This is a genomic window from Parvimonas micra, from assembly GCF_021300775.1.
GTDB lineage: Bacteria > Bacillota > Clostridia > Tissierellales > Peptoniphilaceae > Parvimonas.
Genome location: NZ_JAJTJP010000003.1, coordinates 200,509 through 225,591 on the forward strand (window position 1 = coordinate 200,509; position 25,083 = coordinate 225,591).

General features: G+C 28.9%; 20 protein-coding genes, 1 pseudogene and 1 riboswitch. Of the genes and pseudogenes, 5 read left to right on the plus strand and 16 right to left on the minus strand.

Features of this window, described 5'->3' with window-relative positions; genetic code table 11:
* Positions 1-50 precede the first annotated feature (50 nt).
* The 7 genes and pseudogenes from LW893_RS06200 to secA all read right to left on the minus strand — a co-directional run bounded on the left by LW893_RS06200 (position 51) and on the right by secA (position 6,844).
* Positions 51-1,895, minus strand: a complete 1,845-nt coding sequence (locus LW893_RS06200) for a heavy metal translocating P-type ATPase (RefSeq protein ID WP_233056426.1) — start codon at positions 1,893-1,895, stop codon at positions 51-53.
* A gap of 15 nt (positions 1,896-1,910) precedes the next feature.
* Positions 1,911-2,132, minus strand: a complete 222-nt coding sequence (locus LW893_RS06205; protein ID WP_233056427.1) for a cation transporter — start codon at positions 2,130-2,132, stop codon at positions 1,911-1,913.
* A gap of 145 nt (positions 2,133-2,277) precedes the next feature.
* Positions 2,278-2,646 carry an ArsR/SmtB family transcription factor gene (locus LW893_RS06210; protein ID WP_233056428.1) on the minus strand — a complete coding sequence of 123 codons (369 nt, stop codon included), beginning with the start codon at positions 2,644-2,646 and terminating at the stop codon, positions 2,278-2,280.
* Positions 2,647-2,818: 172 nt separating this feature from the next.
* Positions 2,819-2,927 (minus strand): annotated as a pseudogene (locus LW893_RS06215) (DUF1413 domain-containing protein); the annotation flags it as partial.
* 426 nt (positions 2,928-3,353) lie between these two features.
* The gene (locus LW893_RS06220) at positions 3,354-3,581 is read right to left on the minus strand and encodes a hypothetical protein (protein ID WP_233056429.1); all 228 of its coding nucleotides are present in this window, start codon (positions 3,579-3,581) and stop codon (positions 3,354-3,356) included.
* A gap of 226 nt (positions 3,582-3,807) precedes the next feature.
* Positions 3,808-3,969, minus strand: coding sequence for a hypothetical protein (locus LW893_RS06225; RefSeq protein WP_233056430.1), 162 nt, complete (start codon positions 3,967-3,969; stop codon positions 3,808-3,810).
* A 154-nt stretch (positions 3,970-4,123) separates the two neighbouring features.
* Entirely contained in the window at positions 4,124-6,844 is a 2,721-nt protein-coding gene (gene secA / locus LW893_RS06230; RefSeq protein WP_233056431.1) for a preprotein translocase subunit SecA, read from the minus strand.
* A gap of 191 nt (positions 6,845-7,035) precedes the next feature.
* Positions 7,036-7,128: riboswitch (THF riboswitch) on the plus strand.
* 24 nt (positions 7,129-7,152) lie between these two features.
* On the opposite strand from secA, the gene LW893_RS06235 reads away from it, so the two are divergent.
* Positions 7,153-7,683 carry a folate family ECF transporter S component gene (locus LW893_RS06235; protein ID WP_233056432.1) on the plus strand — a complete coding sequence of 177 codons (531 nt, stop codon included), beginning with the start codon at positions 7,153-7,155 and terminating at the stop codon, positions 7,681-7,683.
* A 457-nt stretch (positions 7,684-8,140) separates the two neighbouring features.
* Positions 8,141-9,352 (plus strand): arginine deiminase, encoded by a 1,212-nt coding sequence (locus tag LW893_RS06240; protein ID WP_233056433.1) that lies wholly within the window; start codon positions 8,141-8,143, stop codon positions 9,350-9,352.
* A 93-nt stretch (positions 9,353-9,445) separates the two neighbouring features.
* Here the strand turns inward: LW893_RS06240 and ileS are convergent, their stop codons facing one another.
* A complete protein-coding gene (ileS, locus tag LW893_RS06245) occupies positions 9,446-12,541 on the minus strand; it encodes an isoleucine--tRNA ligase (RefSeq protein ID WP_233056434.1) in 3,096 nt (1,031 codons plus the stop codon).
* 473 nt (positions 12,542-13,014) lie between these two features.
* On the opposite strand from ileS, the gene LW893_RS06250 reads away from it, so the two are divergent.
* Complete coding sequence (locus LW893_RS06250) at positions 13,015-13,491, plus strand: glutathione peroxidase (protein ID WP_233056435.1); 477 nt, start codon at positions 13,015-13,017, stop codon at positions 13,489-13,491.
* Positions 13,492-13,539: 48 nt separating this feature from the next.
* Here the strand turns inward: LW893_RS06250 and LW893_RS06255 are convergent, their stop codons facing one another.
* From LW893_RS06255 to LW893_RS06270, 4 genes are all read right to left on the minus strand, one after another.
* Positions 13,540-14,892 (minus strand): PH domain-containing protein, encoded by a 1,353-nt coding sequence (locus LW893_RS06255; protein ID WP_233056436.1) that lies wholly within the window; start codon positions 14,890-14,892, stop codon positions 13,540-13,542.
* 1 nt (position 14,893) lies between these two features.
* Entirely contained in the window at positions 14,894-15,244 is a 351-nt protein-coding gene (locus LW893_RS06260) for a GntR family transcriptional regulator (protein ID WP_233056437.1), read from the minus strand.
* 111 nt (positions 15,245-15,355) lie between these two features.
* Positions 15,356-16,246 (minus strand): CPBP family intramembrane glutamic endopeptidase, encoded by an 891-nt coding sequence (locus LW893_RS06265; RefSeq protein WP_233056438.1) that lies wholly within the window; start codon positions 16,244-16,246, stop codon positions 15,356-15,358.
* Between the two features lie 241 nt (positions 16,247-16,487).
* Positions 16,488-17,897: a L,D-transpeptidase family protein gene (locus LW893_RS06270; protein WP_233056439.1), complete on the minus strand. Its 1,410-nt coding sequence runs from the start codon at positions 17,895-17,897 to the stop codon at positions 16,488-16,490.
* 215 nt (positions 17,898-18,112) lie between these two features.
* Between LW893_RS06270 and LW893_RS06275 the strand changes: the two genes are divergently transcribed.
* Both LW893_RS06275 and ppdK read left to right on the plus strand, forming a co-directional pair.
* A complete protein-coding gene (locus tag LW893_RS06275; protein ID WP_233056440.1) occupies positions 18,113-18,919 on the plus strand; it encodes a pyruvate, water dikinase regulatory protein in 807 nt (268 codons plus the stop codon).
* Positions 18,920-18,932: 13 nt separating this feature from the next.
* Positions 18,933-21,557, plus strand: a complete 2,625-nt coding sequence (gene ppdK, locus LW893_RS06280) for a pyruvate, phosphate dikinase (RefSeq protein WP_233056441.1) — start codon at positions 18,933-18,935, stop codon at positions 21,555-21,557.
* A 75-nt stretch (positions 21,558-21,632) separates the two neighbouring features.
* On the opposite strand, the gene LW893_RS06285 is transcribed toward ppdK, so the two are convergent.
* From LW893_RS06285 to LW893_RS06300, 4 genes are all read right to left on the minus strand, one after another.
* A complete protein-coding gene (locus LW893_RS06285) occupies positions 21,633-21,893 on the minus strand; it encodes a competence protein TfoX (RefSeq protein WP_233056584.1) in 261 nt (86 codons plus the stop codon).
* Complete coding sequence (locus LW893_RS06290) at positions 21,894-22,577, minus strand: HAD family hydrolase (RefSeq protein WP_029949239.1); 684 nt, start codon at positions 22,575-22,577, stop codon at positions 21,894-21,896.
* Positions 22,578-23,049: 472 nt separating this feature from the next.
* Entirely contained in the window at positions 23,050-23,970 is a 921-nt protein-coding gene (locus LW893_RS06295) for a pseudouridine-5'-phosphate glycosidase (RefSeq protein ID WP_233056442.1), read from the minus strand.
* Entirely contained in the window at positions 23,942-25,060 is a 1,119-nt protein-coding gene (locus LW893_RS06300; RefSeq protein ID WP_233056443.1) for a carbohydrate kinase, read from the minus strand. The genes LW893_RS06295 and LW893_RS06300 overlap by 29 nt, the downstream gene beginning before the upstream one ends.
* Positions 25,061-25,083: the final 23 nt, after the last annotated feature.

A 25,083-nucleotide genomic window follows, 5' to 3' on the forward strand; every position in this document is an offset into this window, starting at 1 on the left:
TTATATCGTCAATTATCGGTATCATTCAAGGGGTGAATAGGAAAAATAGTTTATAGATTCTTTACATTCAAAGCTCTAAAAGCATTTAATACTGCGATGATAGTTACACCTACATCTGCAAATATAGCTGCCCACATAGTAGTTATTCCAAAAGCACTCAAAATAAGAACAATTATTTTTATTCCAATTGCAAATACTATGTTTTGATGTGCAATTTTTAGTGTCTTTTTAGAAATCTTCATTGTAGTAGCAATTTTCGATGGCTCATCAGTCATAATTACAACATCAGCAGCTTCAATGGCCGCATCAGAACCTAAACCACCCATTGCTATTCCAATGTCTGCACGAGCTAATACAGGTGCATCATTGATTCCGTCACCAACAAAGGCAAGTTTACCTTTTTTAGATTTTTGCGAAAATAATTCTTCTAGTTTTTCAACTTTGTCTGCTGGCAACAGTTCTGCATAAACCTTATCAAGACCAAGCTCTTTAGCAACTTTTGAACCAATACTTTTATTATCACCTGTCAACATAACTGTTTGTTTAATATTAGCTGCCTTAAGTTCCTTGATTGCTTGTGCTGAATCTTCCTTTACCTCATCGGCAATTACAATGTAACCTATATATTTGTTATTAACAGCAACATGTACAATAGTACCGATCGGCTCTCCCTTGAAATAAGGGATATCCATCATTTTCATAAGTTTGATATTTCCTGCCATAACCTTTTTGCCATCTACTGTTGCAATAACACCATGACCTGATATCTCTTCTACATCTGAAATACGTCCATTGTCTATTTCTTTGCTATATGCACGTTTCAGTGAAAGTGAAATCGGATGATTGGAATAGCTTTCCGCATGTGCAGTTAATTCTAGTAGCTCTTCTTTGGAAACTCCTTCTGGATGAATTTCCTGTACATTAAATACACCTTTCGTTAGTGTTCCAGTTTTATCAAAAACAACAATTTCAGTTTCTGCTAATGCCTCTAAATAATTACTACCCTTGACTAAAACACCTTTTTTTGAGGCTCCACCTATTCCACCGAAGAAACTCAAAGGAATTGAAATAACTAAAGCACACGGACAGGATACTACAAGGAATGCTAGTGCTCTATATATCCAATCACTAAAAGTCGCCCCGTCTATAACAAGAGGTGGTATAATAGCTAGAAGAACTGCAATTATAACCACAACCGGTGTATAATATCTCGCAAACTTCGTAATAAATTGTTCTGAATTGGATTTTTTACTACTTGCATTTTCAACTAAATCAAGAATTTTACTTACAGTAGATTCTCCAAATTCCTTGGTAACCTCTGCTGTAATAACCCCATTAATGTTGATGCACCCACTTAGGATATCACTTCCAACTTCTACTTCGCGAGGAACAGATTCGCCTGTTAGTGCCGATGTATCAATCATTGAACTTCCCTCAATTACCTTGCCATCAAGAGGAATTTTTTCTCCTGCTTTAATTACAATAATATCTCCAATTTGTACTTCATCTGGGTCAACTTTGACAAGTTCATCACCTTTTTTAACATTTGCATAATCTGGTCGAATATCCATAAGGCTTGCAATTGACTTTCTCGACTTGCCAACTGCATAGCTTTGAAACAGTTCTCCAACTTGATAAAACAGCATAACTGCAACACCTTCAGGATACTCACCAATAAAAAATGCACCAATTGTTGCAATACTCATTAAAAAATTTTCATCGAAAACTTGACCTTTAAGAATATCTTTTACAGCTCTTTTTACAACATCTCCACCTACAATAATGTAACTTATTATAAAGAGAGCAATCTGTAACCATTCGTTATTTAAACTAAGCAATATTGCTGTAGCTAACACGGCTGCACCAATAATTATTCGCCATAGTCGTTTTGTCATACTAAATAGCCTCCTTTAAGCCTTTTTCATAGTTGTATCGGGTTCGATTTTTTTAACTATTTTTTCGGCCTCTGCTATTATTGTTGGCATTTTTTCATCCTCACCATCAATAACGAGTTTTTGGGTCATAAAGTTAACAGTAGCTTCTTTCACTCCATCAAGCTCATTAATAGCCTTTTCCATTTTTGCCGCGCAATTTGCACACTCTAAACCTTTAAGTATAAATTTCTTTTTCATTATTAAATCCTCCTAAATATTATTTGTAATTTTATTTTGAATACTACAAGTCTTTTTCAAATTTTCTTGAAGCATTGCTCATTTGAAATGAAGACTTAAATATATGCCCAAATATCTTCAAAAAATATTCTATTCTACCGCATTACTACTTCTCGTTGATATGAATTAGACCTTGGTCAAATATTTCTCTTACATGATCATCAACTAATGAATAATATACTACTTTGCCTTCTTTTCTGCTTTTCACTAAATTAGCTTGTTTTAAGACTCTCAGCTGATGGGAAATTGCTGATTGTGTCATGTTAAGTAATACAGCGATATCACAAACACACATTTTAGCTTCATGTAAAGCCCATAATATCCTGATTCGTGTTGAATCTCCAAATACTTTAAATAATTCTGCTAGATCATAAAGGCTTTCTTCTTGAGGCATTTTATCTCTAACTTGATTTACAATATCCTCATGAATTACATTGCAGTCACATCTTTCAATTGAATTAAATTTTTTAGTCATATTATCACCTCTTTTTAAATCATTTCATCTGATTACTTGGACAAGTATTCATACGTTGTATATTTATTATATTATTATTTTTCTCTTGTGTCAATAGTTATATGAGCATTTATTCAAGTTTTTTTTATATTATTTAAAATATCTCAAAAACATCTACTAAGACATTAGTACAATCCTTTCTCGGTATCCTGTTCCATACATATCCTTTAAACAATTCCTTAAAAAATAAAGACTTCTCCTTCGTACAAGTTTTCGGTTTCTTTAATAGCTTCATCTAACAGCTTATTACATCACTCATGTGGTCAACTCCTTATCAATAACCTTATAAACAACATTTTTGATAATATCACATGTATAAATCATGTAAAAGTCAATGCAAAAAACCGCCAATCAAGAGAACCTAACTCTTAATTGACGGTTTATATTAGTATTAAATCATACTTCCATTTCAATTCCAGATTTAAAATTTACCTTTCTATTAACAGAAAAGAGCGAAATAACTTCACTCTTTCCCTTAACTTATCTATTTATTTCTTACAATATTATTTTTTAGTTTACTATTTAGATTTAATCTCTTAATTCATAAAATATTATATCATATTAGAAAACATTTTTCTATAATACATTTTAGTAAATTCTTAAAAAGTAATAAATGTTTCAATTTCAAATATTGGCTACTTTAAGTGAGTAGTATTATAATTTATATTTTAATCTTTATCCCATCTATTTGCATCTGTCCATCTGAAATTAGAATCTTTACTTTTTCGATGTTCTTTTTCATATTTTATATCTGATCTTCTACACATTTCTCTATTTAAACTTGTCATTTTTTTAGAATGTTTTCTACTGCCATTTTTCAACCATTTTTGTCTTTCTTTTTCATATTCATTTTCTAAATCGCTATCAGATTTAAAAATATATTTTAAGAATCCCATATCTAATCTCCTTATTTTCTATCTCTTAATTTATCAATTACATTTGGTCAATCTTTAAATCCAACACTAACTCTATATGCAACTAAGCATCCTACTCCTAAGAATTTTAATGCTTTCCTTGTAAATTCTTTATTTTTTCAACATCTTTTGTCACTTTTTCTTTTATATTCGGATTTTCTTCGATGCTTTTGTTGGATGTTATATTTACGCCTTAATGTAACTTTTTTTATTTCTTCTTTTTATATGAAGAAGTTAGTTTCATCATTTTTTTAAAATAAGTTTCTCCATCAATTTTTTCGTCACTATAAGATTTCATTAATTTATCAATTTTATCTTTTAATTCTTTTCTTTCTTCCTTTTCTTTTTTTGTTTTTCTAAATAGTCCCATTTTTCTTAGCTCCATTTTACTTTATTACACTAATTATATCACATTTTATATATAATATCCATAAAATTATGATAGATTACATTATACTATATTTTTAAAAAAGACCATCTGAATACACAGATAGTCTAATTAATTTTTATAAAATCTAAAAATCTTATTTATTTTTTCCACAACATTTTTTATATTTTTTACCACTTCCGCAAGGACATGGATCGTTTCTTCCAATTTCTTTTCCTTTAACATAAGTAGTTTGTTCATCTTGAACATTTGTAGAAACTTCTACTGCAGCTCTTTCTCTTTCAATTTCAGCTCCTGCAGGTTGAATATTGAATAATCCTTTTAGAACATCTGCTCTGATTGATTCGTTCATTTCGTTGAACATTTCAAATCCTTCTGCTCCGTATGCTCTAACTGGGTCTTGTTGTCCATAAGATCTAATACCGATACCTTGTCTTAATTGATCCATAGCATCTATATGATCCATCCATTTTCTATCAACAACCATAAGCATGATTACTCTTTCAATTTCTCTCATTTGTTCTGAACCGATTTGTTCTTCTTTTTCAGCATAATATTTTTGAGAAACTTCTTTGATATAATCTTTTAATTGTTCTTTATTTAAACCTTTCATTTCATCAAAGTTCAATAAGCCATGTGGTAAATAAGCATTTTCAATAGCTAACTTCAAGTCGCTTAATTCAATAGATTTTCCATTTGAGTATTGTTCAACTGTTACATCTACAAATTCTTTTAACATTTCTTGAATATTATCTTTCATGTCTTCTCCGTCAAGAACTGCACGTCTTTCTTTGTAAATTACATTTCTTTGTACATTCATAACGTCATCGTATTTTAATACGTTCTTTCTGATACCAAAGTTGTTAGCTTCAACTCTTTCTTGAGATCTTTCTATTCCTCTTGTAACTGCACTAAATTCTAGCACTTCATCTGGATCGTAATTTCTTCTCATAGCAAATCTTTGAATTGCTTCCCCACCGAATAAACGCATTAGGTTATCTGAAAGAGAAACGAAAAATCTTGATTCACCAGGGTCTCCTTGACGTCCAGCACGTCCTCTTAACTGATTGTCGATACGTCTTGATTCATGTCTTTCAGTACCAACTATGAAAAGACCACCAGCTTCAATAACTTTTTTAGCATTTTCATCAGTTTGAACTTTATATTTATCATATAATTCTTTAAATACTTTTCTAGCAGCTAAAACTTCTTCATCATCTGTTTCCCAGAATGAATCTAAGTTGTCTAAGATATATTGAGGCGTACCATTTTTTTTCATTTCATGTTTAGCCATAAAGTCTGGGTTACCACCTAAAAGAATATCAGTACCACGGCCTGCCATGTTTGTTGCAATAGTAACTTTACCAAACACCCCTGCTTGAGCAACTATTTCAGCTTCTCTTGCATGGAATTTAGCATTCAACACATCATGTTCTATTCTCATTTTCTTAAGAATAGCACTTAATAATTCTGAAATTTCAATTGAAATTGTACCAACAAGCACTGGTTGTCCTTTTGCATGTATTCTTTCAATTTCTTGAACAATACCTTTAAATTTAGCTTCTTCTGTTACATAAACTCTATCGTGATGATCTTTTCTGATAACAGGTTTATTTGTTGGAATTTCAATAACATCCATGTGATAAATTTCATTGAATTCATCTTCTTCTGTCTTTGCAGTTCCTGTCATACCAGAAAGTTTTTCATACATTCTGAAGTAATTTTGGTAAGTAATTGTTGCAAGAGTTCTAGATTCAGATTTGATTTCAACACCTTCTTTAGCTTCTATCGCTTGGTGTAATCCTTCACTATATCTTCTACCTTCCATGATACGTCCAGTAAATTCATCAACGATTAAGATTTCTCCATCTTCACTTACAACGTAGTCAACATCTCTTTGCATTGTATTATTTGCTTTTAATGCTTGATTGATATGATGAGCTACTTCCATATTAACTGGATCTGAAAGGTTAACAAGACCGAAGAATTCTTCAGCTTTTTCAGTACCAATTTCAGTTAAGTTTGCAGTTTTATGTTTTTCATTAACTACAAAGTCAACAGTTTCTTCTCTAAGTTCTCTATTATAGAAATCTTCATTTTCTTCATTTGGATCTGCAATTCTTCCTTTTAAACTCTTTACGAATCTATCAGCAAGTGCATATAAATCAGTTGATTGATCTCCTTCACCTGAAATGATAAGTGGAGTTCTAGCTTCGTCAATTAAAATTGAGTCAACCTCATCAACTATTGCATAATTAAGTCCTCTTTGAACTAATTCTTCCTTGTAAACAACCATGTTATCTCTTAGATAGTCAAAACCAAATTCTGAGTTTGTTCCATAAGTGATATCACAACCATAGTTATAACGTCTTTCATCATTTGAAAGACCATGTAAAATACAACCTACTTTTAAGCCTAAGAATTCGTGAACTTTACCCATCCACTCCTTATCTCTCTTTGCAAGGTAATCATTTACTGTTACGATATGAACACCTTTACCAGTAAGCGCATTCAAATAAGAAGGTAATGTCGCTACTAAAGTTTTACCTTCACCTGTTTTCATTTCGGCAATTCTACCTTCATGTAGAACAACCCCACCAATTAACTGTACTCTATAATGTTTCATACCTAAAACTCTATAAGCAGCTTCTCTTACAGTTGCAAAAGCTTCAGGTAAAATATCGTCTAAAGTTTCACCATTTGCTAATCTTGTCTTAAATATTTCTGTATTATTTCTAAGTTCATCATCTGTTAATTTTGAATATTGTTCTTCGTATGACATAATTTTGTCTACGATTGGATTTATTTTTTTAAGTCTTTTTGCTGAAGAATTAAAAAGTTCACTAAAAAATCCCATAATTCACCTCTATTTAAAATATATATTTTCGCACATATATTATTTTACCATAAATAGTCAAAATATACAAATTTTAATAAAAAATTTACGAAAAAAATTTATTATGTTTTAATATAAGATATTGACATTTTTCTAAAAATCTTATAGAATTATCTAGTATTCGTGTGATACCAATAGTAGCCTATTTTTTAGGCAGAGTAGGAAACTTGCATTAAGTGTTACAAGATGGGATGTTGCTTGTAAACGAAGAGACACACTCGTGGTTAGTTTTCGCATCCACTGTTGGCATTGATTTTGAAAGGAGAAAAATGAAGAAAAATAGGTTTACAACCACACAACTAGCTATCGCTGGACTTATGATAGCTTTAACAATTATTTTGTCTTATCAAAATATTTATTTATTCCCACCTAGAAGTGGAAGAATAACTCTAAGATTTATACCTATGATATTCTCAGGTATAATATTAGGACCTACACTTGGAACAATCATTGGAGGAGCATCTGACCCATTGATTTATTTCATGACATTAGGTTCACCTGGAATGTATTTCCCAGGATATATGTTAACAAATATGATAATGGGATTTTTCCCAGGACTTATACTTGGAAAAAATATTGAAAAAGAAAGTAAACTTTCAATCACTTTAAAAGTTGCTTTAATTTCAATCTTTTCCTTTGTAGTTACTATTTTATTAGACAGCTTCTGGCTTTCTCTAACAAGAGGTAAAGGATTCTGGTACTATGTTGTTTCAAGAACAGTACCAAACTTAATTCAAATGGCAATTACATTTGTTGCAATTTTAGTTTTATCAACTAGAATCAAAAAAACTTACAGATAATATAATTAAAGAAAAATCATAAACACGAATCTAAACTGACTACAAAAATAGTCGGTTTTTTTATTGATAAAAATATTGATGTATCTTCGATACATTTACTTTTGCTAAAGCAAAAGTATGAGATCTCCTCAGTCGATTGTACTCAAATCGAAGATTTGAACAATCTTTGCGTCAGACCTACTATTACTTGTAAACAAGCAAAGTTAGGGCTAGATTCACTACACTCAGTTTCGCTTCGTTACAGTCGAGATGACGTGTTTGGAGTATTACTTTGCATAGTCTATGACTTGAACTATTTTGTTCTTTATGCTAAATAAAATGTAAAATCTTGGCCAGTTTCAAGCTTGATTTGAAAATGTAATACTTTGTACTAAAATTATCAATATATCTAAAAATATGTATTGTCTTTACATATTTTATTTGATATAATATACATATTAAGATTAAGGAGGATTCTATGAAAATTAATGTAAATTCTGAAATAGGAAAATTAAAATCAGTTTTACTTCACAGACCTCATAAAGAACTTATAAATTTAACACCTTATCTACTAGATGAGCTTCTTTTTGATGAAATTCCATTTTTGGATAATGCTCAAAAAGAACATGATATGTTTGCTAATATTTTTAGACAAAATGGATGCGAAGTATTCTATCTTGAAGATTTGTGTGCTGAAAGTCTTTATGATGATGGACTAAGAACTGCTTTTATTGAAGAATTTTTAGATAATGCAGATGTGTATGTAGAAAATGAAAAAAGATTATTAAGAGAATATCTATTTTCTATAAAAGATAATAAAGAATTAGTTTTAAAAATGATGGAAGGTGTTAGAAAGAACGAAGTAGATTTAAAAGAACCTTCAACTTTGAGCGAAATTGTTTCAAAGCATGATTTCTTCATTTCAAAACCACTTCCAAATTTATACTTCACTAGAGACCCATTTTCATTCATTAAAGATGGTGTAAGTTTAAATACAATGTGGTCTGTTACAAGAAGAAGAGAAACTCTTTTTGGAAAACAAATATTTGAACACCATAAAGAATTCAAAGGAATCAAAAAATGGTATGATAGAACTGATGTTCCATCAATCGAAGGTGGAGACATTTTAGTTTTATCTGAGGATGTTGTAGCTATCGGTATTTCACAACGTACAACTCCACTTGCAATTGAAACAATTGCAAAAAGACTTCTTGAAGGAGAAAACGGAGTAAAAACTGTACTTGCAATGGTAATTCCAGATAATAGAGCTTTCATGCACCTTGATACTGTTTTAACTTCAGTTGATAGAGATTTATATACTCTTCACCCTGAAATTGAAAAGACATTAGAAATTTATTCTCTAAAATTAGTTGATGGAAAAGTAAAAGTTGAAACTGAATCAACTGATATTGAAGTTGCATTGAAAAAATATCTTCATGTAGATAAAATTGAATTTATCCGTATGGGAAAAGGTGGACTTTTAGATACTCATAGAGAACAATGGTCTGATGGATACAACACTTTAGCTATTGCACCTAGAGAAGCTATTGTTTATGATAGAAACACTATTACAAATCAATTACTTGAAGAAAAAGGGGTAAAACTTCATAAGATTGATTCAGGTGAATTATCTAGAGGTCGTGGGGGCCCAAGATGTATGAGTATGCCTCTATTTAGAGAAAACTTATAATAATCTAAATATAAAAAACAAAAGCACAGATTAACTGTGCTTTTTTTTTGAACAAAAAAATCAACGAATTTCTTCGTTGATTTTTAATATTTATTAAACTCTTTCTACAAATAATTTTCCAAGCTCTCCATTGAAATCAACTTCTTCTGTATACAATGAATCAACAAAAGTCAATTCAACACCTAAAGTTTCTTTCATAATAAACTCTTTGTAGTTTTCAACCGCTTTTTTCAATCTATCTGTACAAGTATATTTAATTTTAATTTCATCAAGCACATCAAAATCAGCTGATTTTCTCATTTGTTGTATCTTAGAGATTATTTCTCTTGCAAAACCTTCATCAAGTAATTCATCAGTTAAAGTAGTATCTAAAATTACAAATAGATTATTTTCCATTGTAACGTCAAATCCTTCTTTAGCGCTTACTTTTACGTCAACATATTCTTTAAGAATTTCAGTATCTTCCCCATTCAAGTTTACAAGAACTGCCCCATTTTCAAGTTTTTCTAAGAATTCTTTAGGATTTGTTTCATTTAAGAAGTTTCCAAATGCTTTAATTTTAGCTCCTAAGATTTTTCCACAAACTTTGAAATCTGGTTTTAACATATAGTTCATAAATCCTGATAAGTCTTTTTCGAATACAACTTTCTTAACATTAAGTTCTTCCATTATTAACTCTTCTAAATCACCAATTTTTTCTTTTAAAGCAAAATCAACAACTATTTCAGAAAGTGGTTGTCTAACCTTAATCTTAACTTTTTCACGACTTGCACGACCAATTGTTACAAGATTTCTTACAATTTCCATCTTTTCTTCTAATGCTTCGTCAATTAAACTAGCATCACATTCAGGAATGAAATCTAAATGAACACTCTTCTTGTCTGTTAAATTACGATACATTTCTTCAGCAACAAAAGGAGTAATTGGAGCTACAATCTTTGAAATTCCAAGTAAGATTTCATAAGTTGTATTATAAACAGCCTTCTTATCATCGTCAACTTCTGTTTTCCAGAATCTTCTTCTATTTCTTCTGATATACCAGTTTGAAAGATCTTCAATTACAAAATCGGAAATTGCACGAACAACTTTTGTAACTTCAAACTTATCCATATTTTCACTATACATCTTTAAAAGATTATTAAAACGTGATAATATCCATCTGTCTATTTCAGGTCTCTTATCATAATCAACAAAGAACTCTCTTGGATCTATATCGTCAGTTCCTGAATAAAGTTGGAAGAAATTATATGTGTTCTTGAAAGATCTAAAGAATTTACTTTCAATTTCTCTAAGTCCTTCAACGTCAAATCTAGTAGGAACCCAAGGTGGAGAAACATAAAGAGCATATAGTCTTACAGCATCAGCACCATATTTATCAAACAATTCTATAGGATCTATCGTATTTCCACGAGATTTACTCATTTTCTTTCCGTCTTTATCTAAAATTAAGTCATTAACTAAAACATTTTTATATGGAGATTTTCCAGTTATTAATGTTGAAATTGCAAGTAATGAATAGAACCATCCACGAGTTTGGTCAATTCCTTCACAAATAAAATCTGCAGGGAATAATTCTCCAAAGTTTTCTTTGTTCTCAAAAGGATAATGATGTTGTGCAAATGGCATTGCCCCAGAGTCAAACCAAACGTCAATAACATCTTTTTCTCTAGTCATTGTGCCACCACATTTTTCACATTTTAAATGAACATTATCTACAAATGGTCTGTGTAATTCTATATTTTCATCAATATCTTCAATACTTCTTTCAACCAATTCTTTTCTTGACCCAACACTTGTACAATGTCCACAATCACATTTCCAAACATTGAAAGGAGTTCCCCAATATCTTGAACGGCTGATTGCCCAGTCATTTAAGTTTTCAAGCCAGTTTCCAAATCTTTTTTCTCCAACAAAATCAGGATAGAAATTTACACCCTTTGCATTTTCAATTAACTTATCTTTATATTTAGTTACTTCAATGTACCAAGATGGTTTTGAATAGTAAATCAAAGGTGTATGACATCTCCAACAATGTGGATAATTGTGCTCAACCTTTTGTTTTTTCAGAGCCTTATTATTTTCAAAAAGATATGTGATAATATCAGCATCACATTCCATAACTGGTCTACCTTTATATCTTGTAGTGCTGAATTTCCCTTCTTCATTAACAGGATTGATTAACGGAAGATTATATCTTCTTCCTGTTTGATAGTCATCTTCCCCAAATGCTGGAGCAGTATGAACTATACCAGTACCGTCTTCAACAGTAACATAATCTGCAAGAGTTACAAAAAATGCTTTTTGTTTTACTTCAATTTCAGGAATAAGTTGTTCATATTCCCAATATTCCATATCTTTTCCTAAATATTTTTCTACAACTTCATAATCTTCTCCTAAAACTTTAGTTGCTAGATTTTCAGCTAAATAGAAAAATTCATCTTTATATTTTACCTTAACATAAGTTACATTAGGATTAACAGTCAAAGCAACATTAGAAGGAAGAGTCCAAGGAGTTGTTGTCCAAGCGATAAAGTAAGCATCTTCATCTTTCTTCTTAAATTTCGCATAAACTGTTGTAGTCTTAATCATTTCATAACCTTGAGCTACTTCGTGAGAAGCAAGACCAGTTCCACAACGTGGACAGTATGGTAAAATCTTAGCTCCTTCATACATTAAACCTTTTTTGAAAATCTCATCTAAAAGATTCCAAACAGATTCAATATAATTGTTGTCAAGAGTTATATAAGGGTTGTTCATATCTGCTAAGAAAGCCATTCTCTCAGACATTTCTCTCCATTTACTTTCATAAACGAAAACAGATTCTCTACATTCCTTACAGAATTTTTCTACTCCATAATCTTCAATATCTTTTTTACTTGTAAGTCCTAATTTCTTTTCAACTTCAATTTCAACAGGTAGTCCATGAGTATCCCAACCTGCTTTTCTCTTAACTTTATAACCTTTCATAGTTTTATATCTACAAGTCATATCCTTTAAAGTACGACTTATAACATGGTGAATACCGGGTTTACCATTTGCTGTTGGAGGACCATCATAAAAAATATAATTATCATGTCCCTCTCTTGAATTTACAGATTCATGCAACAAATCTATCTCATTCCAATATTCAGATATTTTCATTTCTCTATCCTTAACGGACTCTTTTGAAAGTTCTCTAAACTTTGCCATATATACCTCCATTTTTTCTATAAAAAAATCCCTAAGATAAAATCTTAGGGACGAAATTTTTCCGTGTTACCACCCAAATTATTTAAGATAAAAAATCTTAAATCACTCAAAAATCTTTAACGGGATTAACCAAAAAACTCCAAGGTGATACGAGTTTGTTTCATAAAATAGTTTGCACCATACACTATCTCTCTTTATTAATTCACAAGCTCCGTCCTCTTCATAGTTTATTATAAAATACGTGCACTATTATACTATAAAAGCATAAGAATGTCAAATATTTAATTTGCTCATTTTATACACATAAATTCATTTAACAATTTATATTTTTATATCACAAAAATATTAATAAATTTAATATTATTATTTGTAACAAATAATAAAATACGTAAAATTAAAGGGTTAAATGTTTAATAAAAATAAAATTAGGGTATATAAATAAAAATCTCTTATATAATATTTTGGAGGTAGAAATGAATATTTATGATTTTACAGTAAATGACATTGACGGAAATGAAGTTTCCATGCAACAATTTAAAAATAAAGTATTACTAATAGTAAATACAGCAAGTGCTTGTGGTTTTACTCCACAATTAGAAGGATTACAAAAACTATATGATGAATATAAAAATAAGGATTTTGTTGTTTTAGGATTTCCTTGCAATCAATTTAAAAATCAAGATCCTGGAACAAACAAAGAAATTAAAACATTTTGTAGTTTAAATTATGGAGTAACTTTCCCAATGTTTGAAAAAATTGAAGTTAATGGACAAAATACTCATCCATTATACAAGTTTTTAAAGGCAAAAAAATCAGGCCTTTTGGGAAATAAAATTAAATGGAATTTTACAAAATTTCTTGTAGACAAAAATGGAAATGTTGTTTCAAGATTTGCTCCAACTACATCTCCACAAGATATCGAAAAACATATAGTTGAACTTTTAAAATAAGTAAAAAAATGCATTGTCTAATTGACAATGCATTTTTTTTATTTCTATTTATTTTTTAAAATTTTTCAATTTTTCATAAAGCTCTTCTGTTTCTTCATTTGTTCTCATATTAATATAAATTGACTTTTGATTTTTTCTGCTTATCTTTATGACCTTATCTGTTTTGTTGAAAACATAAAGCCTAACATTTCCTTCTCCCTCTAAAGAGAAATTTCCATAAGCTTTTTCTTTAGTAGCTCCACCATTCATCCTAATAGCTCTTTTATTTGGAAATTTATCAAGCAATTCTATATTTTCAATATCACTTTGTTTTATATTATCTTTATAAAGCATTGTTGAAATCTTAATAGTATCTGAAATCTCAACTTTCCAGTCTTTTTCAAAAATTAGTGCTAGCCCGAATATAATTACAAATGCGAGAAGCATATTTGTAATTGCAAATAATATTTTACCTTTTTTATTTCCTCGATTAATAACTGTACTACTACTATTCATTGGATCAGAAACTAAAATCCTTGGATCATTAGGATTTTTATATCCAAAAATATCATAGTATTCATCTTCATCCTCAATGAATTTATCATCTTCAATATTACTGCTTATTTCCATATCAATTTTATTAACAGTAGATATAATATAAAATATAAAAAATGTAATCAGTATTATACTTGCTCCAAGAGGAAGAAAAGAGTATTTATCCAGTTTTTGTAAAAATACTAAACCTAAAAACAAAACAGAATATACATTTACTAAAGTAAAAATTATATTTTGAAGTTTAATAATTTTATTTTTATTTATATATAAATTCTTTTCTTTGTTATCGCTTATAACTGATATTTTAGACCTTCTCCAGAATAGTCCCATAAATATCATTGCTATTAAAGTTGTTGACAAGCAAATAAACAAAATTAACTCAATATCAGAAAAAGTTCCAAAAATAGAAAATCCGCCAACAAAAACAATCAATGGAATTACCCATACAAAAATTGGAAGTTTTTGTTTATCTATTTCCTTTGCAACGGATAAATCCACATACTTTCTAGTAAAACTCGCAAAGTTCTTTTCCTTTTTTAGCTTTCTCATTTGTTTTATATATTTATTTGACAAAAATCCTAGAGAAATTAAATAAGCAAATATAATTCCGATAAAAAATAGAATTTCAATATCGCTATTAACAAATAATGGTAAAAATGAAATTATAAAAAATACTAAATGAAGTAATTTAAAACTCTTTAAACCTTTTTTACTAATTTCTTGCACTTCCTTACTATCTACCTCATTTATAGGAATTGTAGTAAGTAAAATTTTTCCATTATTATAAGAAAATCCCTTCTTTTGTGAAAAATAACTTATAGCAAAAACCATCCATAGAGATCCATTCAAAATCAAATCGTAAATCATACTAAAAACTCCTTTCAATAAGTTCAATTAAAAATTCCTTGCTAAGTTTCCTCATCTTAACTTCATTAATTAAATTTTGTAAATTTTCTTTTATATTTTCAATATCTTTTTCTGTACATCTAACATATACAATCGAGCCTACACGTCTGTCAATCTCTATAATATTTTCACTTTTTAAAATTCCATAAGCCTTATTTACAGTCATAGGATTTATTCCAAAATCTTTTGCAAGTTGTCTAACAGAAGGTAATTCATCTCCATTTTTTAAATTTCCCTCTGCAATTTCTTTAATAATACCATTACAAATCTGAGTGTAAATAGGCACTTCTGACAAAGTATCAATAAAAAACATTTCTCTCATCTCCTTGTATTATATATTATAATACAGATAATACAAAAAGTCAACAAAAAAGTTTAGCTTTTAAGAAATTTTTTTATCTTAATTGCTAAACTTTATTAATTGTTAATTTAAAACTGTTTCTTCTTTATTTTTCTTTGACTTCCAAAGATACAATGCCACACAACAAGCAGTCATTAAAGCACAAGATAAAATAGTTCCTTCAAGTCCAAATGTTGGATTATAAGCGAAACTTCCTTTTACTGAACCCCCTATTTTGAAAATAGAATATGGAACATTTATTCCACTATTTGGTAATCCGAACAATATACTTTGAGTAAAATTCCACATTGCATGTAATCCCATTGCCATCCACAAACTGTCGAAATAATATACAATCATTGATGTTAAAACACCAAAAATTAATATACAGTAAAATGGCAAAATCGACATTCCATTATTGAACAAATGTAAAGCCGCAAAGAATAGTGAATTAAATATAATTGCAAAAGCTGGACTATTAGTAGATTTTAATAAACGCTGATACATAAATCCTCTGCATAATAACTCTTCTGCAGAAGATTGAACAAAAACAGCAAATAGCAATCCAATTGCAGGAAATATTTCAAATTGACTAAATCGTAAAGTAAAATCTCCATTTATCATAGCAATTAAAGCGCAAAATCCATTTAACACCAATCCTATCAATAATCCTAAAAATAAGTATGCTATGTTATTTCCCTTAGACTTATTTGTTATTTTATCAATTATATAATGATTATTTTTAAAAATGAATATTACAAAAAACACTACAATCCATATATAAATAAATAAAATATACATAAGAAATGTATAAGTATATTCATTAGCTTTCAACAATCCAGATGTAAATAAAAATCTTACTAATTTAGGTGTAATCCATCCTCCTACATTTTGAGTTATGTATATAATTGCATAACTTATTATGCAAATCCACAAGACATTATCATACCATTTTTTATCCCGTATATTTTCCATAATTAAATCTCCTTTTTAGAACTTTATATTTATACTATATATAATACAATTAAAGTAAAAAGTCAACAGTTGAAAAATTAATAATTTTAACTACAAAAATACCTTTCACTCCGGTCGAAATGACGTGTCGAGATATTTACTTTGCAATATATTATGATTTGAATTTTTTTATTTTATATCCATTTTTAAACAAAAAAAGCTTAGTAATTAAGTCAAATAGGCTTAATCACTAAACTAAATTTTAATTACTCTTATAAACTATAACTGGAGTATTTATTTCAACATTATCATAAATTTGTTTTACTTTTTCAAGTGGCGTATTTATACATCCATAGCTTCCTGATGTTTTATATATACTTCCACCAAATTTTCCATTTCTCCAATTTGCATCATGAATTCCTACGCCCTTCCAGTTTATAGGCATCCAATAATCAACATGCGCAACATAGTCATATCCTAACGGAGATAATCCTTTTAGATTTCTGTCTTTTTCTCTACTCCAAACTTTCATAACTCCTACTGGAGTTTCAACTTTTTTACTAACATCACCAGTAACAATATCAGTATCTAAAAGGAGCTTTCCTTCTTTATAGAACCACATATGTTGTCTAGTTAAGTCAATCTCTATATAAGTTTTTCCAATATCATCTTCCTTATCATAATACAGTCCCTTATGAATAAAAACAGGTTCAATAGAATCAGATTGGAAAGTTAAAAGTTTTTCAACTAAAAGATCTTTTGTTTTATTAACATCAATTTGCCATCCATAAATTCCTTCTTTACCAGAAACGACAATTTCACCTTTTCCAGTTGTTTGAAATTTTCTATCCATTCCAAAAGTATCATATTTAATGGCAAGTCTTCTTATATAATCTCTAGCTTTTTGTTCATCTGGCTTTAATTCCCCATCAACAAATGTAAATATATTTGCTAAAATTTCGCCATCTAGAACTTCTTTGTTTGAACCAATATTAATCTCATATTTTAATTGAGAAATTTTTTCGTATTTTGAAAGAGCGTCTTGTAAAGATTTATCATCTTTTTTCAATTTCGGTTGTTCTGAAATTGTACTCATATCAATACTTTCTTTTCTTTCAGACAATGCAATTAGAATTGCTTCTTTCAACTTTTCTTTTGTTGTATAAGTTCCTAAAATTTCGCTTTGAATTTCATACTTTCCATCTTTGAATATAATCTTCGCATCTTCCGGATGTTTTAAACCTTTTAGAATTAAAGTATTCTTTAAAAATTCTTCAAATTTTTCATCATCATAACTTATATTAACTTCCAATTTAAAATCTCGACTTGTAAAAAACGCTAAAGGCCAAGTAAATTGATTTTGTAGAATTTTTTTGTCTGCAACATATTCTTCCTTATAATTTATTTTTTCAGGTTTAAAGAAATCACTTTTTCCGTCAACACGATTTAACTTAATTGAAACATCAGTCCAATCTTTATTAAAAACATCATCTATCATTACATAACTAACATCATTACCATTTATCTTCGTATTAGGCAATGCGATGAAAGAAAATATAATAACCCCTAATAAATAAATTGATATGAATAGTGCACCCAAAAAAATACTTATTTTTTTATATATTTTTTTTCTTGAATTATTTTTTTTGCTAACTTTTATCAAAAAATACACCTCCATGCTTGTGAAAATATATAATTATTACCTTATTACATACCATAAATTCAAGTATTATAATCATTTTATTTAATTATACTGCCATATCAACAGAATAAACTATTGATATTATCTTCTAATTTTATCATATTTAATTTTAAAAGTAAAATAATTAAAAAACTTGTATTTCCTAGTATAAAAGTTTATAATATATTTAGTAAGGAGGAAGATAAATGCTTAACATTTTTTTAATTTCTGACTCTACTGGAGAAACAGCGGAACAACTTGCACGTGCCGCATTAGCTCAGTTTAATAACATTGAGTACACTTTCGAAAGATTTTCTCATATAAGAGAATTTTCTGATCTTTCAGAGATACTAAACAAATGTAAAGATACTGAGAATTCGATTTTATTTTATTCCTTAGTTGACGCTCCACTATTGGACTATGTTAAAAAGTTTTCAGAACTTCACAGCATGAACAATGTTGATTTACTTTCTGCATCTATTTTAGCAATTCAAAGAGTGAGCAATATAGTTCCAGGAAACACACCAGGAGCTTTAAGAAAATTAAACGAAGAATATTTTAAAAGAATTGACTCTATCGAATTTGCAGTTCGTTATGATGATGGAAAAGATCCAAGAGGAGTTTTAATTGCAGATCTTGTAATAATTGGAATTTCTCGTACATCTAAAACACCACTATCAATGTATCTTGCAAATAAAAATATTAGAGTTGCGAATATTCCACTAGTGCCGGAAACACCGGTTCCAGATGAACTATTCAAAGTTTCGCCTAAAAAAATAATAGGCTTAACAAACACTCCAGAAAAGTTAGAAAGCATAAGAAAGGAAAGACTAAAATCTTTAGGTCTCCCTGATAATAGTATTTATTCAAATTCAAATAGAATACTTGAAGAACTTGAATATTCTAGCCGAATAATGAAAAAAATAGGCTGTCCTATAATAGATGTATCAGCAAAAGCTATTGAAGAAACAGCTGATATAATTTTAAAACATCTATTAAAAATTAATAAGTAATTGGAGGAAAAAAATGAGCAAATTTGTTTACAATTTTGATGAAGGCAATAAAGACATGCGATCTTTATTGGGAGGTAAAGGTGCCAATCTTGCTGAAATGACTAACATTGGACTAAATGTTCCTTTTGGTTTTACTATTACTACAGAAGCTTGTAATAATTTTTACACAAATGGAGAAAAAATTTCTGAAAGTCTAATTGAGGAAATTAAAACTCACATTATAGACTGTGAAAACAAGCTAAATAAAAGTTTTTCAAGTACAGAAAATCCTCTATTATTTTCTGTAAGAAGTGGTGCTGTCGTATCAATGCCTGGTATGATGGATACTATTCTTAACTTAGGTCTTAACGATAAATCAGTAATCGGTCTTGCAAACTCAACAAATAACGAAAGATTTGCATTTGACAGTTACAGAAGATTTATTCAAATGTTCAGTGACGTTGCTATGGAAATTCCAAAAGTTTATTTTGAAAATGAACTTGACAGAATTAAAGAAGAAAAAAATCTAAAATTAGATACTGAACTAACAGCTGAAGATTTAAAAGTTTTAGTTGAAAAATTCAAACAAATTTTTAAACAAGAAACTGGAAAAGAATTCCCACAAGACCCAATAGAACAATTAATCATAGCTATTAAAGCAGTTTTTAAATCTTGGATGAACCCAAGAGCTATCGTTTATAGAAAATTAAATGGTATTGATGATTCACTAGGAACTGCTGTAAACGTTCAAGCAATGGTATTTGGTAATATGGGTAATACAAGTGGTACTGGTGTAGCTTTCTCTCGTAATCCAAGTACAGGAGAAAACAAATTATTCGGAGAATTTTTAATGAATGCTCAAGGTGAAGACGTTGTTGCAGGTATTAGAACTCCAGAATCAATTGAAAAACTAAGAGAAATTATGCCAGAAGTTTATGATGAATTTTTAAGAATCGCAAAAGTTTTAGAAAATCATTATAAAGATATGCAAGACCTTGAATTTACTATTGAAAAAGGTAAATTATTCTTATTACAAACAAGAAATGGAAAAAGAACTACAGATGCTGCAATCAATGTGGCAGTAGATTTAGTTAATGAAGGATTAATTTCAAAAGAAGAAGCTATTTTAAGAGTTGAACCAAAGAGTTTAGATCAACTTCTTCACCCTATCTTCAACGCTGAAATGATGAAAAAGACTCCTATCCTTTCAAAAGGTTTAGCTGCTTCTCCGGGAGCTGCAAGTGGTAAAGTTTATTTCCACTCAAAAGATATAGTTGATGCAGTAAAAGCAGGAGAAAAAGTAATCTTAGTTCGTCAAGAAACTTCTCCAGAAGACATCGAAGGAATGATTGAAGCTGAAGGTATTTTAACAGCTAGAGGTGGTATGACTTCTCACGCAGCCGTAGTTGCAAGAGGTATGGGTAAATGTTGTATCGCAGGAGCTAGTGAAATAAAAGTTGACGAAGCTGAAAAAGTTATAAAAACTCAAAATGAAGTAATCAAAGAAGGTGAAATAATTTCACTTGACGGAACAACTGGAATTATCTATAAAGGTGAAATCGAAAAATTAAATCCACAATTAACTGGAAACTTTAAAATTTTCATGGATTGGGTAAATGAAATTAAAGATTTAGGAGTTAGAGCAAATGCTGACAACCCTAGAGATGCAAAACAAGCTGTAGAATTCGGAGCTGAAGGAATTGGACTTTGTAGAACTGAACACATGTTCTTTGACAAAGACAGAATCCCTGTTGTAAGACAAATGATTCTTTCAGAAAATATTGAACAAAGAGTTGAAGCTTTAGAAAAAATCAGACCAATGCAAGAAAAAGATTTTTATGATATCTACTCTGTATTAAAAGAAAAATCAGTAACAATTAGATTACTTGATCCACCTCTACATGAATTCTTACCTTATGAAGACGAAGATATTAAAAACTTGGCAAAAGAAATGAAAATCGAAGAAAGTCATCTAAGAGAAGTTATCGTAGATTTGGAAGAAGTAAACCCAATGCTTGGACACAGAGGTTGCCGTCTTGCAGTTACTTATCCTGAAATATATAGAATGCAAGCAAAAGCTATAATAAATGCTGCAATAAAAGCACAAAAAGACTTAAACATCTCAATTACTCCTGAAATAATGATTCCATTAGTTGGAGAAATTGAAGAATTAAAATATGTTAAAAGAGAAATCGTTGAAGAAATCGAAATGACTTTAAAAGAATTAAACGAAAACATTAAGTACAAAATTGGAACAATGATTGAAATTCCTAGAGCTGCCCTACTTGCTGATGAAATCGCAACAGAAGCTGAATTCTTTAGTTATGGTACAAATGACTTAACACAAATGACATTCGGTTTTTCAAGAGATGATGCTGGAAAATTCTTAAACGAATATGAAAATAAAAAAATATTCGACTTTAATCCATTTGCAAAATTGGATCAAAAAGGTGTTGGTAAATTAATTAAAATGTCTTTCAAACTAGGAAGAGAAACTAACCCTCATCTTCATGTAGGAATTTGTGGTGAACACGGTGGCGATCCTGATACAATTGAATTCTTAAATTCTGTAGGAATCGACTATGTATCATGTTCTCCTTTCAGAGTGCCAATCGCAAGACTTGCAGCAGCACAAGCAAAAATTAAACAAAGTAAATAAATTTTAACTAGAAGAAATATAAAACAAAATGGATAGCAAAATGCTATCCATTTTAATTTATAAAATTTTTATTTTTTATTTTTTCTTCTTAACTTTAGGGAAAGGTAATTCATCATACATTGTATCAAATAAGCCTTTTAGGTACATTTTATCTTCTACATCATCAACTAATAGCATTTCTTTTGCTCCTTCGTAAGGCAATTGAAATTGTACGTCAGAAACATAGTCAATAGCTTTCTTTGTAGCTTTTACTAAAAATCTGTCATCATATATTCCACCTATTACTTTTTCTTTATAATAGATAATATATTCTCCCATCATCGCCCTATAATGAATTTAAATATTATCTAATTCAAAAAAATTTTTTATTTGATTATTATAATTAATATTTTTATTAAATCTATTAACTAATATAGCACTCATTCCAACTGATTTTGCACCAAAAATATCTTCTTTAATATTATCTCCAAACATAACAGATTCCTTAGGTAAAGCACCTAAATCATGCATTGCAAAATTAAATATAACTTTTGAAGGTTTTGCAGCTCCAACTTCTTCACTAATATAAATATGATCTATATAATCTAATAGCCCTGTGACTTTTAATTTACTCATTTGACCATCAGTAGGACCATTTGTAATAATAGCTATTTTTTTCTTAGCTTTTTTAATTTTTTTCATAAAAGGAATAACATCATCAAATATTTTAATTTTAATATTCCCTTCTTCCATAAATATTAAATTAAGTTCTTTGGCTTTTTCATCTACATTATTTACTCCAAAAAAATTTAAAATATCAGAATATCTTCTTGTTCGATATTCTATTTTATTAAGTTTTCCTTCAAGAAAAGAGTTCATTAATTTAACTTCATTTGAAATGTATTTCTCCTTAAAAAGATGAATATCAATTCCATAATTCATTAATTGTCTATTGATTCTAATATTAGCTTTTTCCTTTGCTGATTTATAATTACATAACGTATCATCTAAATCAAAAAAATAGTATTGATAATCATTCATTTAACACTCCTTTATCAATTAATAATATAAAATACTTGTTTTATTTTAATATTTACCTATTTTATACTTAATATTTTTTATTTCTTTTATTAATTCATCTAATTGTTCTTCTTCAAAAGTACTAGGTACTATTTTTGTGATTGACTTGGCTCTTTGTAAATTTTTTTCTTATCAATTTCCCACTTACTAACTTCATCTAATATTTTTATCATTTTACACAACTTTTTACTATAATAAACCTATATATATCTTTATTTTTACCTAGATAAACAATATCAATATCTTTTGATATATTATTAATTCTATTAGATATCCACGCACTATAATTAACATTGTCCTTTATTAAAATAATATCATCAACAACATTTAAAATATGCTTTTGTACTTTTATTATATCATACTAAAAAACTTTTTCAAAATAGTAAATTTTAAGGCATTAATTCATAAAAAAAGTCGGATTTCCCGACTTTTTTTATGCTAATTTTGAATATTCTATTGCTATTTTACTTGCAAGTTTTGCGTTATTGAATACTAATCTGATATTAGCTTCAAGGCTCTTTCCTTGTGTAAGTTTTTGAACTTTATCAAGTAAGAAAGGTGTTGTGTCTTTTCCTTTTATTCCATTTTCATCTGCTTCTTTTAAAGCATCTAAAATTGTCTTATCAATTAATTGTCTATCCATTGAATATTCTTCCGGAATAGGATTTGCAATTACAACTCCACCATTAAGTTCTAAATCCCATTTAGCTTTTAAAACTCTTGCAATTTCTTCTTCTGAATTTATTTTACTAACTTTAAAATCGCTTTCTCTTGTGTAGAATGCTGGTAATATATTTGTTTGGTATCCATAAACAGGAACTCCCTTTGTTTCTAAATATTCTAAAGTAAGTCCCATATCTAAAATTGATTTACAACCTGCACAAATAACAGCTACATTTGTATTTCCTAATTCTTCAAGGTCTGCTGAAATATCCATAGTAGTTTCTGCTCCTCTATGAACTCCACCGATTCCACCTGTTGCGAAAACTTTAACTCCTGCCATTTCTGCACAAATCATTGTTGCAGCAACAGTTGTTGCTCCATTTAATTTATTAGCAACAACATAAGCTAAATCTCTTCTTGAAGTTTTTGTTACACTAAGTCCAGCTTTTCCGATTACTTCAATTTCTTCTTTTGTTAAGCCAACTTTAATTTCTCCGTTTATAATAGCTATTGTAGCAGGAATTGCTCCATTTTCTCTAACAACTTTTTCAACTTCAAGAGCTGTTTCAACATTTTTAGGATATGGCATACCATGTGATATAATTGTTGATTCTAAAGCTACAACAGGTTTATTTTCCTTAATAGCATTTTTTACTTCTTCACTAACTGTTAAATACTTTTCTAATTTCATAACTTCCTCCAAAATTTAATAGATTTTTTTCGCTTATGTCTTTGCTTACTGTATCCATAGATTGCGCAGTTATATATCCAGCAACATTTCCAAGTTTTGCACATTCTAAAATTTCATAACCATTAACTTCGCCGTAGATTATTCCACTCATAGCTGCATCTCCACAACCTGAAGAGTTTTCAATTTTTAGTTCTTCTTCTATTTTTACTATGCCATTTTCATTTTTATCGGCATATACAATACCTTCATCACCCATTGAAATAAAAACTTTCTTAACTCCCTCATCTAAAAATATTTTAACAATTTTTTCTAAATCTTTTTGATTATTATAAGGTACTTCTGTTAATTCTTCAGCTTCGTAGATATTTGGTTTGATAAGATAAATATATCTTAGTAGTTTCTTAATTTTTAAAGCTTTTTTTCTTGAAACACAATCTACAATTATCTTTGAATTTGGACAATTCTTACAAATAAATTCAAGAACGTCCTCTCTTAAATTTGTATCCATTACAATATATTTATAACTTTTAATCAAGTCAATAATTTTTGAAATAAATTCAATATTTATTTCTTCTAAAACTTCCATTGATGAAATAGCTGTAAATAAATCATTATTTTCATCTAATATAGAAATATAGTTTGACATTCCTTTATTAGTTAAAAATTTACTATTTGAATAATCTACTCCAATGTTCTTTAAATAATCTTTAACTTCTTTTGAGTAAATGTCATCTCCAAATACAGAAATAAATTTATTATCTATTCCCATTTTAACTAAATTTTCAGCAATATTTTTTGCAACCCCGCCAAAAGAATACTCTAATGTTCCAGGATTAGAATCTTTCATATTTAATTTATCGAAACTTTTTGCAATAAAATCAATATTACAGCCACCTATGATGCAAACATCTTTTGATAAGTTTGAATTTATCACATAGGCTCTGCCTACTAAATATCCCTTTTTAATCAAATTTGATATATGAACTGCAACTGATGATCTCTTAATGTTAAGCAAGTCAGCAAGTTCATTTTGAGATATATATGGATTTTCTTTTATTATATCTAAAAGTTCTTGTTCTCTTTTTGTCATAATACCTCCTTAAACAACAGTTT